Source organism: Massilia mucilaginosa, from assembly GCF_011682145.1.
Lineage (GTDB): Bacteria > Pseudomonadota > Gammaproteobacteria > Burkholderiales > Burkholderiaceae_D > Telluria_A > Telluria_A mucilaginosa.
Map to the genome: position 1 here is coordinate 279,186 of NZ_WHJH01000003.1, position 20,327 is coordinate 299,512.

Consider the following 20,327-nt stretch of genomic DNA (forward strand, 5'->3'; position numbering starts at 1 on the left):
CTTAATCGAAGGCCCACGAATAGAGCACGTCGAGCGCGGTGTTGGTCCCGGTCTGGAACTGCAGGGTGATGCGCGGATTGAGCTTGTAGCGAATCTTGACCAGGCTCGATGCGGTCGTCGCTCCCTGCTCGAAACTGAGGTAGGCGCGCGACGAAATGCGCTTGCCGACCGTGACCACGGTGCTTTCGAGCCCCTTGGCCTGCGACAGTCCCAGTTCATCGACGCCCAGCGAATTGGCCAGGCGCGACTGGAACCCGCCGCCGCTGCCCGAGCCGCCCAGCAGGGCGCCGGCGGCGGCGCTGAGCAGGCCCGCCTCGTTGCCCGACGTCGCTTCCATCCCATGCCCCAGCACCAGCCATGACAGTTTTTCGCTGTCCGGCACCGACGGCGTCGATACCAGCTTGGCCACCGGCGACAGCGCCGAGCCGCGCACTTCGACGCCCGCTTCGACGTTGGTCTCGGAGAGCTGCTCGCCCTCGGGGCGGCGCCGCACCGCGCGGATGTTCAGGGCCGGATTGTCGGCCGGGCCGCTGAAGGTCAGCACGCCGCGTTCGATGTCCAGGTTCTGCCCATACGCCTTGTAGGTGCCGCTGGCCACGCGGATCGATCCGTTGGCGCGCGGCGGACGCCCGCCGGTGGTGCGCACGCGCAGCGATCCGGCCAGTTCGGCGTCGATGCCCATGCCGCGCAGGCGGAAGGCGTTGCCCAGGTCCGCTTCGAGGTCCATCGTCAGCGGCATGCTCGGTTCGGTCTTGACCGCCGGCGTGCCCACCCCGGCCCGTCCCAGCACGATTACGTCGTCCGAGAGGGTGGGGCGGCCCTGCGGCGCCAGTTCGATCAGCGCGCGGTCGGCTTTGAATTTGCCTTCCAGCGAGAAGCGCTTGGCGTCGCGGATCAGGGTGCTCTGGCCGCTGACGACCACGGTGCGGTCGGGACGCGACAGGATTTCGAGCTTGTCGGCCACCAGTTTCAACTGCATGGTCGCTTCGCCGCCGGCAAAGCGCACCGCGCCGTCGGCCAGCGCCGTGCCTTGCACGCCGTCGAAACTGAGGCGTTGCAGCAGCAGCTGGTCGCCGGTGAGCTTGGCGCGCAACTGGCCGTTACTGAGCTTGACGCCCTGTTCGGCCCAGCGCAGCGCCAGCTTGTCGCCATCGACGCTGCCGTTCAGGGTCGGCGTGCCGACCGTGCCGCCGCCGGTCAGCGCGAGTTTGAGCGCGCCGTCCAGTTCCAGCCCCGGTTGCCCGGTGAACGGCGCCAGCCACGCGATCGAGACCATGTCGGCGTTGGCCGTCATTTTCAGGGGGCTGGCGTTACCCAGCCGGCCTTCGAGCATTTGCGCGGTGGCGTCGACGCTGGCCTGGCCGATGCGGGTGCCGTCGACCCTGGCCTGCATGCGCAGCGCGCCTTTCGCGACGTCGGCGCGCAGGTCGAGCGTGCGCAGTCCGAGCACCACCGGCACTTCGGCGCCGGCGATCACGTCGCCGCTTTCGCGGAACACGTGCAGCATGCCGTTCAGGGCCGGCGTGGCGCCATTCGGCGCCTGCATGTCGAGCGACCAGTCGGCCCCAAGCAGCAGGTTGCCGCTGATGGCGTCGCGCATGCCGGGCGAGAATTGCGCCAGGTAGGTGAGCGGCACGCCGGCGGCCACGCCCTTGCTGGTCCAGTGCGGGCCGTTCTTGTCGAGCGACTGGACGCTCACGCTGCCGTTGGGAAGCTTGATCACCGCGTTGCTCATGCCGATCTGCTGCGGCCTGGCCAGGCCGGCCACGCCGTCGCCCGGAGCGACCGCGATGCGCAGCGGGACCGGCGCCTGCAGCGCGAATGCGTAGCGGCCCTTGTTTTGCAGCGCCGCCACGGTGCCGGTCCAGGCGCTGTTGGCCCAGCCGCCGCGGATCTCGCCGTTGGCGTCGAACGCGTCGCTGCGCGCGCCCAGGCGCAGCACGTGGGCGCCGCGCGTGCCGCTCGTTTGCAGGTGCGCGCTGTCGATGCGGGTGTCGCCGCTGACGTACTCGGTAATCGCAATGTCGCTCACCAGCGGATCGTCCTGCCCGCGCCCGCTGCCAAGCGTGGCGCTGGCGCGCAGGGTCTTGACCTGGTGCTTGCCGAGTACCTTGAGGTTCTGGCCTTCCAGCGCGGCGCTGACGGCCGGCGCGGCCATCGTGCCCGAGACGGTGCCGGAACCTTTGAGCACGCCGCCGTAGTCGGGGCCGAGCGCGGCCAGTTGCGGCGCGTCGATGCGCCAGTCAAGCTTGTCGGACGCGGCGCCGAAGCTGCCCTTGGCGGCCACGATGTTCGGACCCACGTGCAGGTCGACGTCGGCGTTCGAGACGTGTTTTGCGTCGGCCGCCACCTTGGCGTGGCCCCAGAACGGCGAGTTGGCCAGGGTCGATGGCTGCAAGGCCAGATCCAGGTTGCCGCGCCAGTCGGGGCCGGAGCGGCCGGTGACATCAAAACTGCCGTTGATGCTGCCCGCCAGGGGCGAACCGAAAGCGGCCGGATTGAAGCGCTGCGCCGTGCCGGCCGCCTTGAGGTCGACCGCGCCTTTGTCTAGCCATGCTTCGCCGGTCGCGTGCAGCAGGCTGTTATTGGCCTTGCGCGCCGCCGCCACCCAGCCAAGGCCGGTCGCGTCGACTTCAAAAGTGGTGCGCGGCGCGGCCATGGTGCCGGTGACGACGCCGTTGGCCGCCAGCGCACCGTACAAATCGCTGCGCGCGGCCGCCAGGTCGGTGGCGTTGACCTTCCAGGTGAGTTTTTCGCCCGCTGCGCCGAACGAGCCGGCCAGTTCCGCCGTGTTCTTGCCCAGTGCGAGCGTGGCGGCCACGCCGCTGATGTGGGTGGCGTCGGCATTGAGCTTGCCTTTGCCCGACAGCGGCTGGTCGAACAGGCGGCTTGGCCGCAGCGCAAAATCGGCCGCCACTTTCCACGCCGGCGACAAAGCACCGGCGGCGTTGATGTCGGCGTTGATGTCCGCTTTCGGCAAGTCGCCGAAGGCGGACGGATCGAACTTGACGGCGCTGGCGGCGAGCTTGAATTCGCGCTTGCCACCGAGGTTGGCGCTGCCGTTCACATTCACGCTGCTGCCGCCGGCGGCCAGGCGCGCCTGCTCCACCCTCAGCACGTTGTCGGCCAGGGTGGCTTTCGCTTCCAGGCGCATGCCCGCTTCCACCAGCTTGGTGGTGAAGGTCTGGGTGCTGCCCTCGTTGGCGACGGTGATGTCGCCGGCGATCCTGGTCGACTTCATGCGGCTGTGCAGGCGCTTCAAGTCGATGCCGTCGGTGTGCAGCGCAAAGCCGGCCGTGCCGATTCCCTTGTCGGCCGCGGTGCGCGCCACCGTACCGCTGCCGGTGAATTTGCCGGCCTCGCCCAGGTCGATCAATACCGCGCCGATCTCCAGCGCCGACAGATTGCCTTTGAGTTCACCGCGCATGGCGCGCAGCGGCAGCCGTTGCAGGTCGATCGGGCCGGTCGCGCCGGCGTTGTCGATCGCCACGCTGCCGGCGATGTTGCGGTTCGCTTCGATGCGCGCCGTGATCGCCAGCGACAGGTCGGCCTTCGGCAGTTCGGGATTGAAAAAGCCCGGGTCGATATTCTTGCCATGGATGGTCAGGGCCCGCAGCGCAATCGCATCGAACGGCGCCAGCGTGAATTTGGCGTCGCCGCTGGCCTTGCCCGATACCGCCGTGGCGTCGAGTTGCGTCGTCACCAGGTCGCCGCCGACACCGAGCTTGATCTGGGCCGGCTGCTGGCCGGCGGGGACCACGAGCTGGGTCAGGCTGGCGGTGCCGGCCAGCTTGAACGGATGGTTGGCGCCGATGCTCGCGTCGGCCATGGCCTTGCCCCACGGGGTGATGGCGCTGGCTTTGCGCAAGGCCCATTGTGTCGGGTCGCCCAGGAGGTCGAAGCGCACGTCGGTGATGACCGTTTCGGCGCCCGGCGCGGCGGCGTTGGTCATGATGACTTTGGCCAGGCGCGCGTCGTCCACTTCCAGCTTGAACGGGGGCGCCAGCTTGGTCGGCATCTTGGCCGGTTCGCCTTCGCGCAGGGTATCCATGCGCAAGGTGGCCACGTGCAGCTTGTTGATCGCCACGCCGCGACTGAGGTACTGGAAGGGCGACCAGTCGATGTCGATGTTTTCGGCGGTGATGACTTGCTCGGGCGTGCGGTAGACGATTTTACCCACGTGCATGGCGCCGTACAGCGAGCCGTTCACGCCGGTGACGACAATGCTGCCGCCGCTGGCGTTGGCCACGCGCTGGACCAGCATTTGCAAGGTTGTTTCGCGTCCCAGGTACCAGTAGGCGCCGCCCAGCAGGGCGCCGGTGACGACCACGCCGACGGCGACGCGGCGCGGCCAGCGGCGCTGGCGGACCGGCGGGGTAGTAGGGGTGTCGGCGGTAGTCATCAGAATGTAAAGCCCAGTGAGAAGTGCAGGCGCGCTTTTTTGAGCGCTTGTCCGTATGCGAGATCGACGTTGATCGGGCCGACCGGGCTGCGCCAGCGCGCGCCGAGGCCGTAGCCCGATTCCGGTTTCAGGTCCTTGAATTTGTCGGCGGCGTTGCCGGCGTCGTAGAAGAAGGCCACGCCCCAGGGCGGCTTGAACCAGTATTGGTATTCGACGCTGCCGGTGAGCAGGTAGCGCCCGCCGACAATGGCGTCGCCTTCGCGCACGCCCAGTTCCTGGTAGCCGTAGCCGCGCACCGACTGGTCGCCGCCGGCGCGGAACAGGAAGGTCGACGGCACCCCGGCCTTGTCGCGCGAGGCCAGCACGCCCGCTTCGGCGCGCACGATCAGGTTGCTCGACGGCCCGAGCGGACGGTAATTGACGAAGCGGGTGCTGGCGCGCAGAAAGCGTTCGTCGGTCAGCAGCGGCAGCACGGCGCCGCCGAACTGCGCGTTGAGCACATAGCCGCGCGTCGGCAGCACCAGGTTGTCGAGCGCGCGCTTGGTCCAGCTGAAGGTGAGCGGAACGCTGTTGCTGCGGCGCGTTTCCACGCCTTCGACCAGGCGCCGCTCGCTCAGGTATTCGAGCGTCAGGCTGCGTTCGAGCAGCGGCGTGCCCCAGGCGCGGCGGCCGGCCACGGTGGCCACGTTGGTCACTTCGCCGCGCAGGTCGTTGCGCTCGAAACCGGCGCCAAAGCTGTCGTTGTAGCCTTTTATGGTGGTCGGAAAGTAGAAGTCGGCGCGCGCGGTCTGGCGCTTCTGTTCCATGATCAGATTACTTTTCATGCGCAGGCCGAACACGTCCAGGTCGTCGTAATTGAGCTGGGCGCGGGCGCCGGTGTTGGTCGAATAACCAAGGCCGACGTCGACGTTCTTTTGCTTGTTTTCGGTCACGCGCACCAGCACCGGCAGGATCGCCGGGTTGGCCACCGGCGGGCGCGGGATGTTCTTCTGGTCGTCGGTCATGGCGTCGATGTCTTCCGACAGCGCGGCCGCCATGTCGGCGCTCACTTCCACGGTGCTGAAGTAGCCGGTGTCCTGCAGGCGCGCCTGGTAGGCTTGCAGGGCCGCTTCGCTGTATTCCTGGCCGGGGCGGATCCGATTGAGGTTGCTGACGATGGTGCGCGAATAGCGCTTCAGGCCTTCGACCCGCAGTTCGCCGAAGCGCGCTTCGGGGCCGCTGTCGAGGACCACCTTGAGCAGGGCGCGGCGCACGTCGGGGTCGACGATGGCGCTCGATTCGACCAGCTGGGCGCGCGGATAGCGCGCCATCATCACCTGGCGCAGCAGGTTGCGCTTGGCGCCTTCCCAGTCGGCCTGGCGGAAGCGCTGGCCGACCGGCAGGCCCCAGCGCTGGCGCAGGTCGTTTGCGTCGTACGCTTTGGCGTCGGCGCCGACCGGCTCAAAACCCTTGAGCACCAGTTCGACATCGCCGACGACCACCGGCTCGCCCGGATCGACCGTGATGCGCGCGACCGGTTTGGCGCCGCTGGTGTCGAGCCCCGCGCTGACCTTGGGCGAGTAGTAGCCTTCGGTGGCGATCAGGGTTTTGGCCTGCTCGGGCGCGGCCTTGACCAGGCGTTGCAGCTGGTCGAGGTCGAGGCGCGGATTGCCCTGCCAGCGCACCAGGTCCAGGTTTTCTTCGAGCAGGTCGTCGAGCGGGCCGGGGGCGTCCACCCGCACCGAGTAGTCGATGCCGCGCGCCGGGGCTTGCTGTGCCGCTTGCGCCGCTCCCGCTTCGCTCTCCTGCGCCAGTGCCAATGCCGGCGGCGCCGCAAGGCACACGGTCACGGCGATTTGTGCCAAAATTCGTCGCTGACGCGGCGTCCGGGCTGTTATTTTGTCTGGTGTTGCGGGAAACATGTTGCTCCATTCGGAAAAATGCTCCGGGCATCTTACCGGATCGGCTGCAATGATGGCGAACGTCTAATCATCTGGAAAATACAATATGCAAGAAACTGACGGCGCACTGGTGTTGTTTAGCGGCGGACAAGACTCCGCCACCTGCCTGGCCTGGGCGCTGGAGCGTTATGCGCGCGTGGAAACCATCGGTTTCGACTACGGCCAGCGCCACGCCATCGAGCTGACCGTGCGCCCCACGGTGCTGGGGAAAATGCGCGCCTTGAAGCCCGACTGGGATGCGCGCCTGGGCGAGGATCACATGGTCGACCTGTCGCTGATCGGCAAGATCTCGGATACCGCCATGACCAGCAACGTGGCCATCGAAATGCAGGCCAACGGGCTGCCGAACACCTTTGTACCGGGGCGTAACCTGCTGTTCATGACCGTGGCGGCCACCGTGGCCTACCGGCGCGGCTTGAATGTGCTGGTCGGCGGCATGTGCGAGACCGATTTTTCGGGCTATCCGGACTGCCGCGACGACACCATGAAGGCGCTCCAGGTGGCGCTCAACCTGGGCATGGCCACGCGCCTGAAGCTCGAAACCCCGCTGATGTGGATCGACAAGAAGCAGACCTGGCAACTGGCGCACGAGGCCGGTGGCGCGGCGCTGGTCGACCTGATCCGCGAAGACACCCATACCTGCTACCTGGGCGAGCGCGGCGCGCTGCATGCCTGGGGCTACGGCTGCGGCACCTGCCCGGCCTGCGCCTTGCGCGCGCGCGGCTACCTGCAATACATCGGCGCCGTTTGAGCGCCGCCGGCAGGCCGTGCCGGCCAGCGCCCGCACGGCCTGCCGGCCATGCAAGGCGACTTATTCAATTTGCATGATTATTTGTTAACATTTTTGTTGTCCAAAAGATGCCTGCGTAGTACATTCAAGCCAGGCACACATCCCCGCTAGCGCCCAGGCGACGGGTCCGCAGCGAGCGGACCCGGTGGCTCGCCGCATCCCGGATTTCTTCGCGCCTGCAATGCAGATCTGGTCTTTCCGCTGTTGACTCACATGGTTCGTCCATCACTCAATCAGGAGACTGTATACATGCCATCCCCCGTCAGTTACCGCATTCACCCGTCGATCGGCGTCGGCCGCGTCGGCAACAGCCTCGATGCGTATTACCTTGCACCGGACAGCATCGGCGGCCTGCCGATCGAAGCGAGCGCCAGCGGCGATCCGGTGCTCGAGAATGGCGTGCCCAAGCGGGTCACCCAGTTCAAGGACGCCAAGGGCTTGATCAAGCGCCAGGCGGCCACCTTCGCCATCTACCAGTCGACCCCGGACGGCCTGGGCGAGGTCGAACTGGACCTGACCGGCGACCTGGTCGAATCGGTGGTCTGGTCGGTGCACGTGGCGAACAAAAAGGCGGCATGGTGGGATTTCACGCCCCTCCTGGGCGACCTGATGTTCGGCCAGTACAACAGCTACGAGACCTGGCAGGAGCCGCCCGAAGCGTGGGGCGTGGACGGCCCGGTGACCAGCTATCGCAATCCCGACGTCATCGGCGACGACGCGCGCAAGGGCCTGATCATCGATCCGGGGCCGCGCAGCGTGCGCGGGCCGCAGGCGGCGCCGGTGGAATTCACGGCCGATAGCGTGCCGCCGACCTACCCGTTCGCCAGCTTCCCCCCGTCTGAGCCGAGCCAGGGCTTGCCGGTCAAGTCGCTCGGCGAAATCCGCACCGACTCGCGCGCCAAGCTGCTGGTGCTGGGCGGCTTCGGCCATGCCGGCGGCGACGAGAGCATCACCGGTTTCGGCGGCGGCAATACCTGGCACGACGATATCGCCGACGGCCCGGTGACGGCCACCGTCACCTTCAAGGACCAGAGCGTGGTCACACTGTCGGCCTGGGTGGTGATCGGCTCGCCCAAGTTCGCGCCGCAGCTGGTCAATGTGTCGACCTGGGACGACGTGGCGATCGATTGCGCGCTCAAGTACCAGGGCGCGCGGCCCGACGTCTACGACCTGGCCCGGTGGCCCGATAACGCCGGCTGGAATCCGGATTACCAGGTCAACTACTGGGAAGACATCAAGCCCTTCCTCAACCGGATGGCCGACTACCAGTGGGTGGCGACGGTGCCGTCGATGACGGCCTTCATCAACCCGCCCTTCGATCCGAACGATACCAGCCAGAAGGCGGGGGAGCTGCGCGCGCAGTTCTTGAGTTACTTCCGCAACCCGCCGGCGCGCCGCGACGCCACGCTGGAGCAGCCGGCCGGCTTTGCCGACACCCAGAACCAGCAATTGTTCAGCGGCGGCTTGCAGGAAACGACCGGCATTCCCCTGGTGCCGATGAATTCGGGCTCGAATTCGGTGCGCAACAATGTGATCGACAAGTTTTCGGTGCTGACCGATACCCAGTATTTTCTGCTCAAGCAATGGGCGGATGGCAAGTTCTCAGCGACCGCGCCGGCCTTGCGCATCCCGAATGTGCATCCGCTCGACCAGGCCGGGATCGGCAATTGCGTGGGCGAGCCGATGTGCCCGGGCATCGAAGTGACCTGGTCGGTGCGCAACCCGACCGTGTACGCGGCGCCGTACCAGATCCGGCACCGCCATGACGAAGCGTATTACAACCAGCACGGCCTGTCGTGGTCGGCCGACGAAACCGCGCCCGTCGACTGGAGCGCGCCAACCGTGGGCGCCGGTTGCGAACCGGGCGACCTGACCAAGCGCATGGCCATTCCATGGCAGGCCGACTTCTTCGATTGCTCGGTCCAGTTCATCAATTTCGACAATCCGGCGCAGGTCAAGGATCCGGCCACGATGATTCCGACGCCGCCCACCTATTATTCCTACTGGTGGCCGCCGCAAAGCCCGTGGAACGTGATCGCCGGCGGCTACACCGCCGAGGAGCAGAGGCTGACCGGCGTGCCGGCCGGGATGCAGGTGATGTACAGCCGCGGCGTGAACAGCTTCACCCAGATGATCACCGCGTGGAAGTACCTGGGCTTCGTGGCCAACCAGAATCACGATCCGGCCTCCGGGCGCCAGTATCCGTATTTTGCGGAGCAGGAGCGCAACCACCGCCAGTTCCATATGGCCAGCGTGGCGGTCGGCAATGTGAGCAGCTTCGTCACCAGCGACGATTCGACCTTCTATCCGGCCTGGTTCCTCAAGGATGAAGACCCCGCACCGCAGACGCGCCAGGGCGACAAGCCGCGCAAGATATTGACCCTGTCGCATGGCCGCACCAGCCGCCGCTGACACGGGCGGCCCGCACGCCGGGGAGGACGACTATGACGTCGTCATCCTCGGCGCCGGGCCGGCGGGCGCCGCCGCTGCGATCACCCTGCGCCGCCATACGCGGCTGCGCGTGGCGCTGGTCGAGCGGCGCCTGTTCGATCCTTTTCGTCCCGGCGAGACCGTCTCGGCGGCCCTGTTTCCCCTGGTGGACTACCTGGGCATCGCGCGCGCGCGCTTCGAAGAACGCCATCTGCAATCGTACGCGCACGCCGCCGCCTGGGGCGGCGACGCGCTGGTGGTGCGCGACTTCCTGTTCAACGGCCAGGGCAGCGGCCTGCACCTGGACCGGCTGGCCTTCGACAGCATGCTGCTCGACGAAGCCGGCCAGCTCGGCGCGCGCATCGTGCAGCCGGCCGAACTGCTGGCCATCACTGCGGGCGAGCGCTGGAGCGTCGCGCTGCGCCAGGGCGAGCGCAAGCGCACGCTGAGCGCCGCCTACGTCATCGATTGCAGCGGGCGCAGCAGCGTGATGGTGCGCCAGCAGCAGTGCGCGGTGCTGCAGACCGACCGCATGGTGGGGGTGTATGCCTACTACGACGCGGTGGACGGGCGCGCGCGGCTGCAGCGCACCCTGGTCGAGACCACCGAACACGGCTGGTTCTACCTGGCGCCGCTGCCGGGCGGGCGCACGGCGGTGGCCTTCATGACCGATGCCGAGACCTTGCGCACGCTCGACCTGCTCGATCCCGAGGCATGGCGGCGCCATGCGCTGGCGAGCACGCACATCGGCGCGCTGGTGCGCGAGCTGGCGGCGCCGCAAGCGTTCCGCCAGTATCCGGTGCACAGCCGGGTGGCGCGCCTGCCGGCCAACGCCGCGTGGACCGCGGCCGGGGACGCGGCGGCCAGCTTCGATCCGGTGTCGTCGCTGGGCATCGGGCACGCCCTCAGTTCGGGCATCCACGCGGCCCGGGTGGCGCATGCCTACCTGGAGCAGGGCGGCGGCCTGGGGGAGGGCTACCGCCAGTCGCTGCTCGATCATTTCCAGTCGTACGTGACGACCCGGCGCAGCCTGTACGCCAACGAGCAGCGCTGGCCGGGAGCGGGGTTCTGGCAAAGGCGCGCCGGCACCGGCGCCGTTTGCGCTCAGGGGCAGGACGGCAGCCGTACCAGGCCGAACCCCGGACTGGGCCCGGCGGCCGGCAGCAGCGAAGGGGTGGTGCGCACCAGATCGACCTCGATAAAGTAGCTGTTGAGGCGGAAGTCGAGGTCGGCGCAGGTGCTGCCGATGCGTTTCTGGAAGCCGGCGGCGAGCGGGAAGCTGTTGCTGTCGAGTGTCAGCAGGGCCGTGAGCGCGCGCGTGCTGTAGTTCAAGGCCATCAGGCGCACGCGCACTTGCGTCAGCACGCCCGGGTCGAGCACGAGCGTGTCGAGGAAGCGCCGTTCGGCCAGCCCGGCGCCGCCCCAGGTGTCGCTGATCTGATAGCGGATCGTGCAGGTGACTGCGGCCGCGCCGCCCAGGCGCACGGCGTTGCCGTCGGACACTGCCGCGCCGGCGCAATTATCATCGAGGGCGCCGGTGCTGCCGACGCTCGACCAGTTGCTGTCGGCCAGTGCGGCGGCGGGCGCGAGGATGGCCGCCAGCGCCAATGCCAGCGCCGCCATGCGCCGTGAGGGGAAATGGGAAGGCATGATGACTCCTTGCGAAAGGTGAAGGGCAAAGCGGGCGCCGGCCAGCCGGGCCCGCCTTGATGCCATTCCAGACTACGGCTCGCGCAGCTGGCATCCTTGCGCCCGCTCACCGTAGCGGCGGGTCCGCACGCCGTTCCGTGGGCCTGCCTCAATTTCCTGCCATGCGCCGTCGAACAGACCTCTCAGGCAACTGCAGTCGTATGTGACGACCCGGCGCGGCCTGTATGCCAACGAAGCGCGCTGGCCGGAATCGGGGTTCCGGCAGCGGCGCCTGGCGCAGTCCCGGCCGTGCGCGCCGGCGTGAGCGGGCGGGACCGCGCGTAAACACAGCCCTGACATTTTTGTGCCAGAATGCGCCGCCGCCCAGGCGTCCGGGCTGGCGCCCGCCAGGCGAACCGGAACACGATCGACCCGGGAACAACCACGATGCATCGAGCTGCCGACAGTGCCGAGCCTGGCGCCGACTATTTTCCGCATCCGTTCCAGCTGCGCGGGCGCATCGGGCGCCTGCGCTTCATGGCGTATGCCTTGCTGGCGTCGCTGCCGTGGGGGCTGCCGGCGGTTGCCGCGGGGTACGACATCATCAACGCATTTCCGCAGTGGCTGCGCCTGCCCGTGCTGCTCGTGACGGCCCTGCTGCTGATGGCGCTCGCCGTGATGCTGTGCTCGCTCCTTCTGCTTGCCGTGGGTTTTGTGGTGCTGGCGTCGCTGCCGGCCCAACGGCGCGCCAGCGCGTACGGCCCGCCTCCCTGCGCCAGCCATGCGCTGTTGCTGGTGCCGATCGCCCTGTGGCTGGCCTACCCGGCGGCGTTCTGGCATGTGCTGGGCAGCGCCAGCATGCCCATCAAAACCTGATGCCGGCGCCGGGCGCGCCGGCGCGAACAGTCATCCCCGGCAACACTTCCCACGCTATAATCAAGTTGAACACCAGTCATTGATTCCAAAATAGCATTCTTTACTGCGCGCCAAGCGACGCCGTCCCGACCATGCGCCTTGCCCTGCTGACCGACCTGCACGCCAACCGCGAGGCCTTCGCCGCTTGCCTGGCGCATGCGCACGCCCACAAAGCCGACCAGTTCGCGTTTACGGGCGACTTCGTGGGCTACGGCGCCGATCCGGCCTGGGTGGTGCAGACCGTGATGGACTACGTGGCGCGCGGGGCGCTGGCGGTGCAGGGCAACCACGACTTTTCGGTGACCCACGAAACGCGTCCGCAAATGCATTTCGAGGCGCGCGAAGTGATCGAGTGGACGCGCGGCCAGCTCAACCCCGAGCAGATGGCCTTCCTGTCGGCCCTGCCGCTGACCCGGGAACTGGAGCGCATGCTGTTCGTCCACGCCAGCGCGCACGATCCGGTCAAGTGGGAATACGTGACCGGGCTCGATCCGGCCGAGCGCAGCCTGCGCGCGGCGAAGAAGCGCATGGTGTTTTCGGGCCATGTGCACACGCCGGCCCTGTACCGGCGCGCCGACGACGGCCGCATGGGTTCGCACGTGCCGGTGCCGGGCACCCGCATCGCCATCGCCCCGCAGCACCAGTACCTGGTGATCCCGGGCGCGGTGGGCCAGCCGCGCGACGGCAACAGCGCCGCCTGCTACGCCATGTACGACGACAGCGCGCGCGAACTGGTGTATTACCGCATTCCCTACGACCACGGCGCCGCCGCGCGCCGCGTGATCGCCGCCGGGCTGCCGATCGTGTTCGCGATGCGCCTGATCGAGGGTATTTGACAACAGTCGTGTTGCAACGCAAGGTTTGCTCACGTACTATCAGTTGACAAGAGGCCCGCCGCGCGGGCCGCACCCAGGATCGCTTCCATGGACCATGCCGTTCCCACCCCGGCCGTACCGGCTTCGCCCGCGCGTGCGCGCCCAGCCGCGTGGTTCGGCGCGGCCGCGCTGGCCACCCTCGTGATGGCGCTGGGCCTGGTGCTGACCTGGCAGCTGTGGGAAGCGGCGCGGCGCGACGCCGAGCGCGACCTGCGCACCGATTTCGCGTTCGCCGCGCGCGACGTGGTCAACCAGCTGGCGCTGCGCATGGCGGCCCACATCCAGTCGCTGCGCGGGGTGCAGGGGCTGTTCAACAGTTCCGACGACGTCACGCGCCAGGAATTCACCGATTTCGTGCGCGCCCAGCATGCCGACGCCGATTATCCCGGCTTGAAGGCGGTCGGCTACATCGCCGCGCTCACCGACGCCGGGCGCGCCGCGCACCTGGCGCGAGTGCGCTCGGATGGTTTGCCCGATTACGCGATCTTGCCGCCCGGCACGCGCTCGGCCTATGCGCCGCTGCTGTACCTGGAATCGTTCACCGGCGCCCGCCTGCGCGCGCTCGGGCACGACATGCTGTCCGAGGAGCCGCTGCGCCAGATGCTCGAACAGGCGCGCGACAGCGGCCAGCCCACCATGTCGGGCAAGACGACGGTGGCGCGCGAACGCGGGCGCGCCGCCTCGGACGGCGTGCTCATCGCCCTGCCGGTGTACATCGGACGCAAGGCGCCGGGCCATGCCGAACAGCGGCGCGACCTGCTGCGCGGCTGGATCTACGCTCCCTTCGTCATGGAAGACCTGATGGCGCAGGTGGGCGGCGAGCGCGCCGCCGACATCCGGGTGGCGGTCTACGACGGCAACGAGATCACGGCGGCGGCGCTGATGGCGGCCGGCGCCGTGTCCGCGCTGCCGGGCGTGGCGGCGCTGCGCACCGAGCAGCGCATCGGCATCGCCGGGCGGCGCTGGACCCTGGTCATCGAAGCGCTTCCCGGCTTCGGCGACGCCCAGCGCAACGAGGCGCCGCAGCTGGTGCTCACGCTCGGGCTGGCGGTGACGGTGGTCCTGACCATGCTGACCTGGATGCTGGCGCGCAGCAGCGCGATGGCCGGCAGCGCCTTGCGCCAGTCGCTGGCGCTGACGGGCGAACTGAAAGCCGGCCAGCGGCGCCTGGTGGGGCTGGCCGACTCGGCGCAGCGGGCCCACGCCAAGATGCGCAGCATCCTCGACTCGACCTTCGACGCCATCCTGGTCGACAACGGCGACCGCCAGATCCTGGCCTCGAACCAGCGCTTCCGCGCGCTGTGGAGCGTGCCCGAAGAACTCGACCTGGCGGGCGAGGACGGCGCCGTGGTGGCGCACCTGCTGACCCAGCTGGTGCAGGCCGGGCCGCTGCTGTACAGCCGTTCCCTGCAACTGGCCGACCACGAAGAGCACCGCGAGCTGCTGCGCCTGAAAGACGGGCGCTTCATCGAACAGCTGACGCGCCCGGTGCGGCTGGGGCAGGAAGGCGCGCGCCTGTGGTCGTTCCGCGACATCACCGAACGCAAGCAGATCGAACAGCGCGAGCGCGCGCACCGCCACGTGCTCGAACTGCTGGCGCACGGCGCGCCGCTGCAAGCGGTGCTGGGCGCGGTGGTGCTGGGGGTGGAGTCGACCAATCCCGGCATGCTGTGCGGGATCCTGCTGCTCGACCCCGAGGGGCGCTTCCTGAGCACCGGGGCCGCGCCCAGCCTGCCGGGTTTCTACAATGCCGCCGTCGACGGCTTGCCGGCCAGGCCCGGCAGCGGTTCGTGCGGCACCGCCGCCGCCACCGGCCGGCGCGTCATCGTCGAGGATATCCAGACCCATCCCGACTGGGCCGGCTACCGCGAGATTGCCGCGCGCGCCGGGCTGGCGTCGAGCTGGTCGGAGCCGATCCGCGGCGCCTCCGGGCGCGTGCTGGGCACCTTTGCGATCTACCACCGCACCCCGCATTACCCGAGCGCGGCGCACGTGGTGCTGATCGAGCAGGCCGCCCAGCTGGCCGGCATCGCCCTCGAACAGGCCCAGGCCGCGCAGGCGCTGCGGGTGGGCGAAGAACGTTTTCGCAGCCTGTACGACCATGCGCCGGTGGCGCTGTGGGAACAGGACTGGTCGGGCGCGCGCGACGCCGTGGCGCGCCTGAAGGAAAGCGGCGTGGAGGCGCTGGGACCGTGGCTGCGCGAGCGGCCCGAGGAAGCCCAGCGCCTGGCGGCGCTGGTGCGCATCACCGACGTCAACGGCGCCGCGCTGGTGCACGTGGGCGCCGGCGCCAAGGAGCCGGGCACCCTGAGCCTGGCGCAGAACTTCGCCAGCCTGGGCGCGGGCGCCTTCATCGACGCGCTGGTGGCGCTGACCGGCGGCGCCCTGTTCTACGAGTGCGAGAGCAGCTTCCTGCGGGTCGACGGCGTGGCGCGCCAGCACGAACTGACCCTGCTGGTCATGCCGGGACACGCGCAGTCGCTCGACTTCGTGATTGCCTCGACGGTCGACATCACCGAGCGCAAACGGATCGACGACGAACTGCATGCGCTGGCCAGCACCGATTTCCTGACCGGGCTGCCGAACCGGCGCGTGTTCATGGCGCGCCTGGACGACCAGTTCGCGCGCCTGCAGCGCAGCGTGGACGAATGCGCCTCGGTGCTGATGCTCGACATCGACCACTTCAAGAGCGTCAACGACGTGCATGGCCACGCGGCGGGGGATGCGGTGCTGCGCCACATGGCGGCCCTGATGCGCTCGGGCCAGCGCAAGATCGATACCCTGGGCCGGGTCGGCGGCGAAGAATTCGCGGTGCTGCTGCCGGGGACCACCGGGCCAGCGGCGCAGCAGTATGCGGAGCGCCTGCGCCAGAGCGTGGCCGAGAGCCCGCTCGACGGCGATGGGCGCAGCATCGAGATCACGGTCAGCATCGGCATTGCCAGCATCGAGGCCGGCGACGCCAGCCCGGATGCGGCCATGATCCGCGCCGACAAGGCGCTGTACCGGGCCAAGGCGGCAGGGCGCAACCGCGTGTGCGAGCACGCCGAGGCGGCCGGCGTGGCCGCCGGCGGGTCCAGTCTTACAAGGGTTTGACGGCGTCGGAGGCGGCGTCCCGCGGGCGCTCCGTGCGCTGGCGGCGCTCGCCGCGCGCCAGGTACCAGACGATGGCCAGCACGCATGCCAGCGGCAGCAGCAGGGGCGAGGCCAGCAGGCCGACGAAGAGCAGCAGCAGCGCCAGGGCGCCCACGGCCAGCACCCCGAGGCCGGCGAACAGCACCGCCAGCAGCACCCCGACGCACAGCAGGACCAGGGCGCCGACCAGCAGGCCGCCGCCGGCGAACAGCACGCCGAACAGGGTGCCGAGCGGGCCGTCGATGTGTTGGCCGTCGATGTCGATCGACATGCCGGACGGGCCGGCCATGGCTTCCCAGGCGACCAGGATGAACAGGAACAGCAACAGCAGGGGAGCGAATTTTTTCATGGCGGTGGCCTCGGTCGGGTTGGCGTGGAGTGGCGTTTGGTACGCTTGCACTGTAGCCAGGCGGCCGGCGCGGCGCCATGCGGATGCGACAGACTGCAGGTTTGACGGGGTGAACGGCGCGGCGGACGGTGCCGGCGCCGGCTTACTGAAAACGCAATTTTTCACCTTGAAAATTCGAATTTATTGCCTATACTGAATTCTCTGTCGCATGGAGATGCATATGGAATTTGTTCACTATTCAGGGGACCGGTGGGCGCTGGCGGCGGGCGGCCTGGTGGCGCGCCAGTTGCGCATCCTGCTCGCCGGTGGCGGTCCCAAGGGGCCGCCGTCGGCGCCTCCGGCGATTCCACCGATTATCATCAATCCTTTCACCTACAGCACGCCGGCGCCGGCGATCGATCCGCGCATCCCGCCGCCCGGTCCGCCACTGCAGCCGCCGGCGCCGCCGCGCCAGCGGTTCGCATAAAAAAAGCCCACCGTCACAGGTGGGCTTTGTCCATCCGGCGCGCGTTCAGCGGCCGCGCCGGCGCGTAAAGGCCAGCATCAGCGCGCCCGCCAGCAGCAAGGCCCCGGTGCCCGGTTCCGGCACGCGTGCGGTTCCGCCTCCCGGGTTGACGTTGCCGTCGAAGGCTTGCAGGTGCAGTTCGCCGTGCTGCTCGAGCGACTTGACGAACACGCCGCCTTCGATGTTCTGGTTGTTGGTCAGGCGGGCCGACGGCGCCAGGATGGTGCCGCCGAACAGCGCGTTGGTGGTGATGCTGGTGGCATGCTGAAAATTCCAGATCAGCTTGCTGCCGAGGGTCTGTGCCGAGCCGCCCAGGAAATTGGCGCCGATGGTCGCGTTCAGGTCGCTCGCGTTGAGGATCACGGTGCTGGCGTCGCCCAGGTGGAATTCGAATTCGCTGGCCTTGAACACGCCGGCGTCGAACAGGTTGAACACCGCCACGCCGTTGGCGTCGGCCACGGCCTTGAAGGTGGCCTTGCCATAGCCGTTGAAGGTGACGCTGCTGCCGGTGCCGCTCATCTGCGCCAGGCTGGCCGAGAGCGCGCCCAGCTGGGCGGCGAAATCGGTCGAGTGCGCGGCGTCGGCGCTGGCCTGCATGGCGCCGGTGAGCGATGGCACGCGTCCGCCATTCGTGTTGCTGCCCTGGAGGCTGCCGCCGACCCAGGCCGCGCCGTTCAGATTGCTGTTGCTGACGTCGCCGTAGATCACAGCGCTGCCGGCGTTGATGGCCGCGCCGCTCAGGTTGCCCTTGATGACGGCGCCGCCGGCATTGACCTTGACCTCGCGCGCATTGCCCATCACGGTCAGGCCGGCGTACTTCGAGACCGGCATGTCGTTGGCGTGCTGCGCATAGTCGCCGCCGGTGGCCTTGCCGCCGACCCAGGTGCGGCCGTCGACGTGCGATTGCGAATTCATGTCGGTCAGGACCACGGCGTTGAACTCGTGCAAGATTTGCTGGGAGCCGAGCGGTGTGGCGGCCGCTTGCGTGGCGAACACGGTGGCGGCGATGGCGATGGCGGCGAGGCGGAGGTGGCGGGCGATCATGGGATACCTGTGAACGGCGAACAAGGATGCTGCGGTGCAATATTTGCGCGCGCTGATAGTAACGTTATTTCAATGGCAATGCAACCGGAAATTCGAGCGACTGCGCCCCGCATGGCGCTGCGGCGGCGGCGGGTGCGGCGGGCCATGTCTTCGGCGCGGGGCGGCGCTGTGGAATGCGTGGAATTCGACTATCATTCTCCTTTCGGGCGACGCCCGCACCATGAATGCGATCTCATGACAGAAGAATTCTCCGACGACATCCCCCAGGACGACGACGCGCCCGTGCAGGAGCCGCGCCTGTGGAAAGGCAATGGCTGGACCGCGCGCGTGATCAAGAACGAGGATGACGAGGGCTGGGCGGTGGCCATGATCAAGGATGGCGAGCCGGAGCCGGCGCTGGTCGGCCCGTGGACCATGGGACGCGACAAGAAGAATCCCAAGCCGCTCGACACCAACGCCTTCAACACCCTGGTCAAGACCGCCGCCGAAGTGCTGCGCCGTCACGAACAGCAATTGCACGCCATGCTGCACAAGAACACCGTGGTGTGGCACGAAGGCGCCGACATCAAGGTCACGCTCGATATCGTGCCGGACGACGAGCATCCGTACGCGCTGCTGGCCGCCTTCAACGAAGATGGCGAACGGATCGCCCAGGTGCGCACCTCGGCCGGCTTCAAATTAAGCCCGGCCAGCGCCACAGCCTGGATCGAAAACGACTTCCGCAACCCTGCCTGACCTGCTAGTATTTCCCTGATGCACTATCAAAGGGAAATGCGATGGAAAGCCGTCTTGACCGTCTGGAAGCCGTCCAGGCCATGTTGCTGGGCATCGGGCAGATTTCGACGGGGTGCACCGACATCACCGAGTTCGTGGCGGCGGTGCACCGGGCGCTGGGCCGCATCATGTATGCGGCCAATTTCTATGTGGCGCTGAGCGACCGCGACGAGGGCACGGTGCGCTTCGTGTACTACGTCGACGAGCGCGACGCCGCTCCCGATCCCCGGGAAAAACTGCGCCTGGCCTCGCCCGAGCAATCGCCGACCGCCTGGGTGATCATGAACGGCCGCAACCTGGTCATGACCAAGGATGAGAGCGCCCGGCATCAGGTCGACGGCCATGCCTGGGGACGCGGCACGCGCGCCGAGCAGTGGATGGGCTGTCCCTTGCTCGACCATCAGCACCAGGCGCTGGGCGCCATCGTGCTGCAAAGCTACAGTCCCGCACACACCTACAGCGCTGAAGACCAGGCGCTGTTTTCGCTGATCGCCAATCACGTCTCGAATGCGCTGCAAGGCATGCAGAGCATGGACCGGCTCGAACGCGCGGTGCAGGAACGCACCGCCCTGCTGGCGCACGAGGTGGCCGAACGGCGGCGCGCCGAAGCGGTGCAGCATGCGCTGTACGAGATCGCCAACCTGTCGGCCTCCGCGGTCGATGCGGAGATGTTGTCGGGCAATCTGCACAACATCATCAGCGAGCTGATCGTCGCCGAAAATTTCCTGATCGCCCTGTATCACCCCGAAACGAAGGAATTCAGCATTCCGTATTTTGTCGACCAGAAACATGCCGAGGCGCCGGTCAAGCGCTTTGCCTATGGGGTGGGGATGAGTTCGTATGTTTTGGACAGCAAGCAAGCCTGCCTGCACGATGCGGACAGCTATGCGCGGCTGGTGGCCGAGCGCAGCATGGGCGAGCCGCTGGGCAGTGTCGAGATCGCCAGCTGGATGGGCGCGCCGATGCTGGTGCACGACCAGCCGTACGGCGTGATCATCGTGCAGAGTTACGATCCGGCCATCGTGTACAGCGAGGCCGATCTGGAGTTGCTGGCGTTCATGGCCAGCCATGTGGCGGTGGCGATCGCGCGCATGCAGGCCGATCGCGCGGTGCGGGTGGCCAAGGAGCGCCTGGAGCAGCAGAATTCGGCCTTGAACGCGGCCCTGACCGCCTTGCAGGATGCGCAGACCGAACTGGTGCGCCAGGAGAAGCTGGCTTCGCTGGGACGGCTGGTGGCGGGCGTGGCGCACGAAATCAATACCCCGCTGGGCATTTGCGTGACCGCCACCAGCCATCTGGTGCAGGAGTTGAAGCTCACGCGCGAGGAACTGGCGGCCGGCGAGATGACCGAAGACAGCCTGGCGCAGTTTTTCGACATCATCGACCAGTCGCTCAAGATCATGACCACCAACACGCAGCGCGCGGCGGCGCTGGTGCGCAGCTTCAAGCAGGTGGCGGTGGACCAGTCGTCGGACGATATCCGCAGCTTCAACATGAAGACCTACCTGGACGAAGTGCTGCTGTCGCTGCAGCCGCGCCTGA

At 68.0% G+C, this 20,327-nt stretch carries 14 protein-coding genes; 9 read left to right on the forward strand and 5 right to left on the reverse strand.

All coding sequences use genetic code 11. The annotated features are described in order from the left end of the window. Position 1: 1 nt before the first annotated feature. Both F2P45_RS05200 and F2P45_RS05205 read right to left on the reverse strand, forming a co-directional pair. Positions 2-4,402 carry a translocation/assembly module TamB domain-containing protein gene (locus F2P45_RS05200; RefSeq protein WP_166871122.1) on the reverse strand — a complete coding sequence of 1,467 codons (4,401 nt, stop codon included), beginning with the start codon at positions 4,400-4,402 and terminating at the stop codon, positions 2-4. Next, positions 4,402-6,246, reverse strand: coding sequence for an autotransporter assembly complex protein TamA (locus F2P45_RS05205; protein ID WP_229504921.1), 1,845 nt, complete (start codon positions 6,244-6,246; stop codon positions 4,402-4,404). The genes F2P45_RS05200 and F2P45_RS05205 overlap by 1 nt, the downstream gene beginning before the upstream one ends. 142 nt (positions 6,247-6,388) lie before the next feature. Here F2P45_RS05205 and queC point away from each other — a divergent pair, with 142 nt between their 5' ends. From queC to F2P45_RS05220, 3 genes are all read left to right on the forward strand, one after another. Continuing rightward, positions 6,389-7,093 (forward strand): 7-cyano-7-deazaguanine synthase QueC, encoded by a 705-nt coding sequence (gene queC / locus F2P45_RS05210; RefSeq protein ID WP_166871126.1) that lies wholly within the window; start codon positions 6,389-6,391, stop codon positions 7,091-7,093. A gap of 288 nt (positions 7,094-7,381) precedes the next feature. Further along, positions 7,382-9,544, forward strand: coding sequence for a CTQ-dependent lysine 6-oxidase LodA (gene lodA, locus F2P45_RS05215; protein ID WP_166871128.1), 2,163 nt, complete (start codon positions 7,382-7,384; stop codon positions 9,542-9,544). Then, the gene (locus F2P45_RS05220) at positions 9,522-10,769 is read left to right on the forward strand and encodes an FAD-dependent monooxygenase (protein WP_166871131.1); all 1,248 of its coding nucleotides are present in this window, start codon (positions 9,522-9,524) and stop codon (positions 10,767-10,769) included. Before lodA ends, F2P45_RS05220 begins: the two co-directional genes overlap by 23 nt. Here the strand turns inward: F2P45_RS05220 and F2P45_RS05225 are convergent. Continuing rightward, on the reverse strand, positions 10,667-11,212 hold the full coding sequence (locus tag F2P45_RS05225) for a hypothetical protein (protein WP_166871133.1): 546 nt from the start codon (positions 11,210-11,212) through the stop codon (positions 10,667-10,669). The genes F2P45_RS05220 and F2P45_RS05225 overlap by 103 nt on opposite strands. A gap of 426 nt (positions 11,213-11,638) precedes the next feature. Between F2P45_RS05225 and F2P45_RS05230 the strand changes: the two genes are divergently transcribed. The 3 genes from F2P45_RS05230 (at position 11,639) to F2P45_RS05240 (ending at position 16,074) form a co-directional block, all read left to right on the forward strand. After that, on the forward strand, positions 11,639-12,067 hold the full coding sequence (locus tag F2P45_RS05230; RefSeq protein WP_166871135.1) for a hypothetical protein: 429 nt from the start codon (positions 11,639-11,641) through the stop codon (positions 12,065-12,067). A gap of 131 nt (positions 12,068-12,198) precedes the next feature. Further along, complete coding sequence (locus tag F2P45_RS05235; protein ID WP_166871137.1) at positions 12,199-12,942, forward strand: metallophosphoesterase family protein; 744 nt, start codon at positions 12,199-12,201, stop codon at positions 12,940-12,942. Between the two features lie 87 nt (positions 12,943-13,029). Beyond that, positions 13,030-16,074: a CHASE domain-containing protein gene (locus F2P45_RS05240; RefSeq protein WP_166871139.1), complete on the forward strand. Its 3,045-nt coding sequence runs from the start codon at positions 13,030-13,032 to the stop codon at positions 16,072-16,074. On the opposite strand, the gene F2P45_RS05245 is transcribed toward F2P45_RS05240, so the two are convergent. After that, positions 16,061-16,462, reverse strand: coding sequence for a hypothetical protein (locus F2P45_RS05245; protein ID WP_187367143.1), 402 nt, complete (start codon positions 16,460-16,462; stop codon positions 16,061-16,063). The genes F2P45_RS05240 and F2P45_RS05245 overlap by 14 nt on opposite strands. 220 nt (positions 16,463-16,682) lie before the next feature. Here F2P45_RS05245 and F2P45_RS05250 point away from each other — a divergent pair, with 220 nt between their 5' ends. After that, a complete protein-coding gene (locus F2P45_RS05250; protein WP_166871142.1) occupies positions 16,683-16,928 on the forward strand; it encodes a hypothetical protein in 246 nt (81 codons plus the stop codon). Between the two features lie 45 nt (positions 16,929-16,973). Here the strand turns inward: F2P45_RS05250 and F2P45_RS05255 are convergent, their stop codons facing one another. Continuing rightward, positions 16,974-18,011 carry a choice-of-anchor A family protein gene (locus tag F2P45_RS05255; RefSeq protein ID WP_166871144.1) on the reverse strand — a complete coding sequence of 346 codons (1,038 nt, stop codon included), beginning with the start codon at positions 18,009-18,011 and terminating at the stop codon, positions 16,974-16,976. Between the two features lie 234 nt (positions 18,012-18,245). Here F2P45_RS05255 and F2P45_RS05260 point away from each other — a divergent pair, with 234 nt between their 5' ends. Both F2P45_RS05260 and F2P45_RS05265 read left to right on the forward strand, forming a co-directional pair. Beyond that, positions 18,246-18,746 (forward strand): hypothetical protein, encoded by a 501-nt coding sequence (locus F2P45_RS05260; protein WP_166871146.1) that lies wholly within the window; start codon positions 18,246-18,248, stop codon positions 18,744-18,746. Between the two features lie 41 nt (positions 18,747-18,787). Then, positions 18,788-20,327 (forward strand): GAF domain-containing sensor histidine kinase (locus F2P45_RS05265; protein ID WP_166871148.1); only part of this gene is annotated, 1,540 nt, incomplete at its 3' end.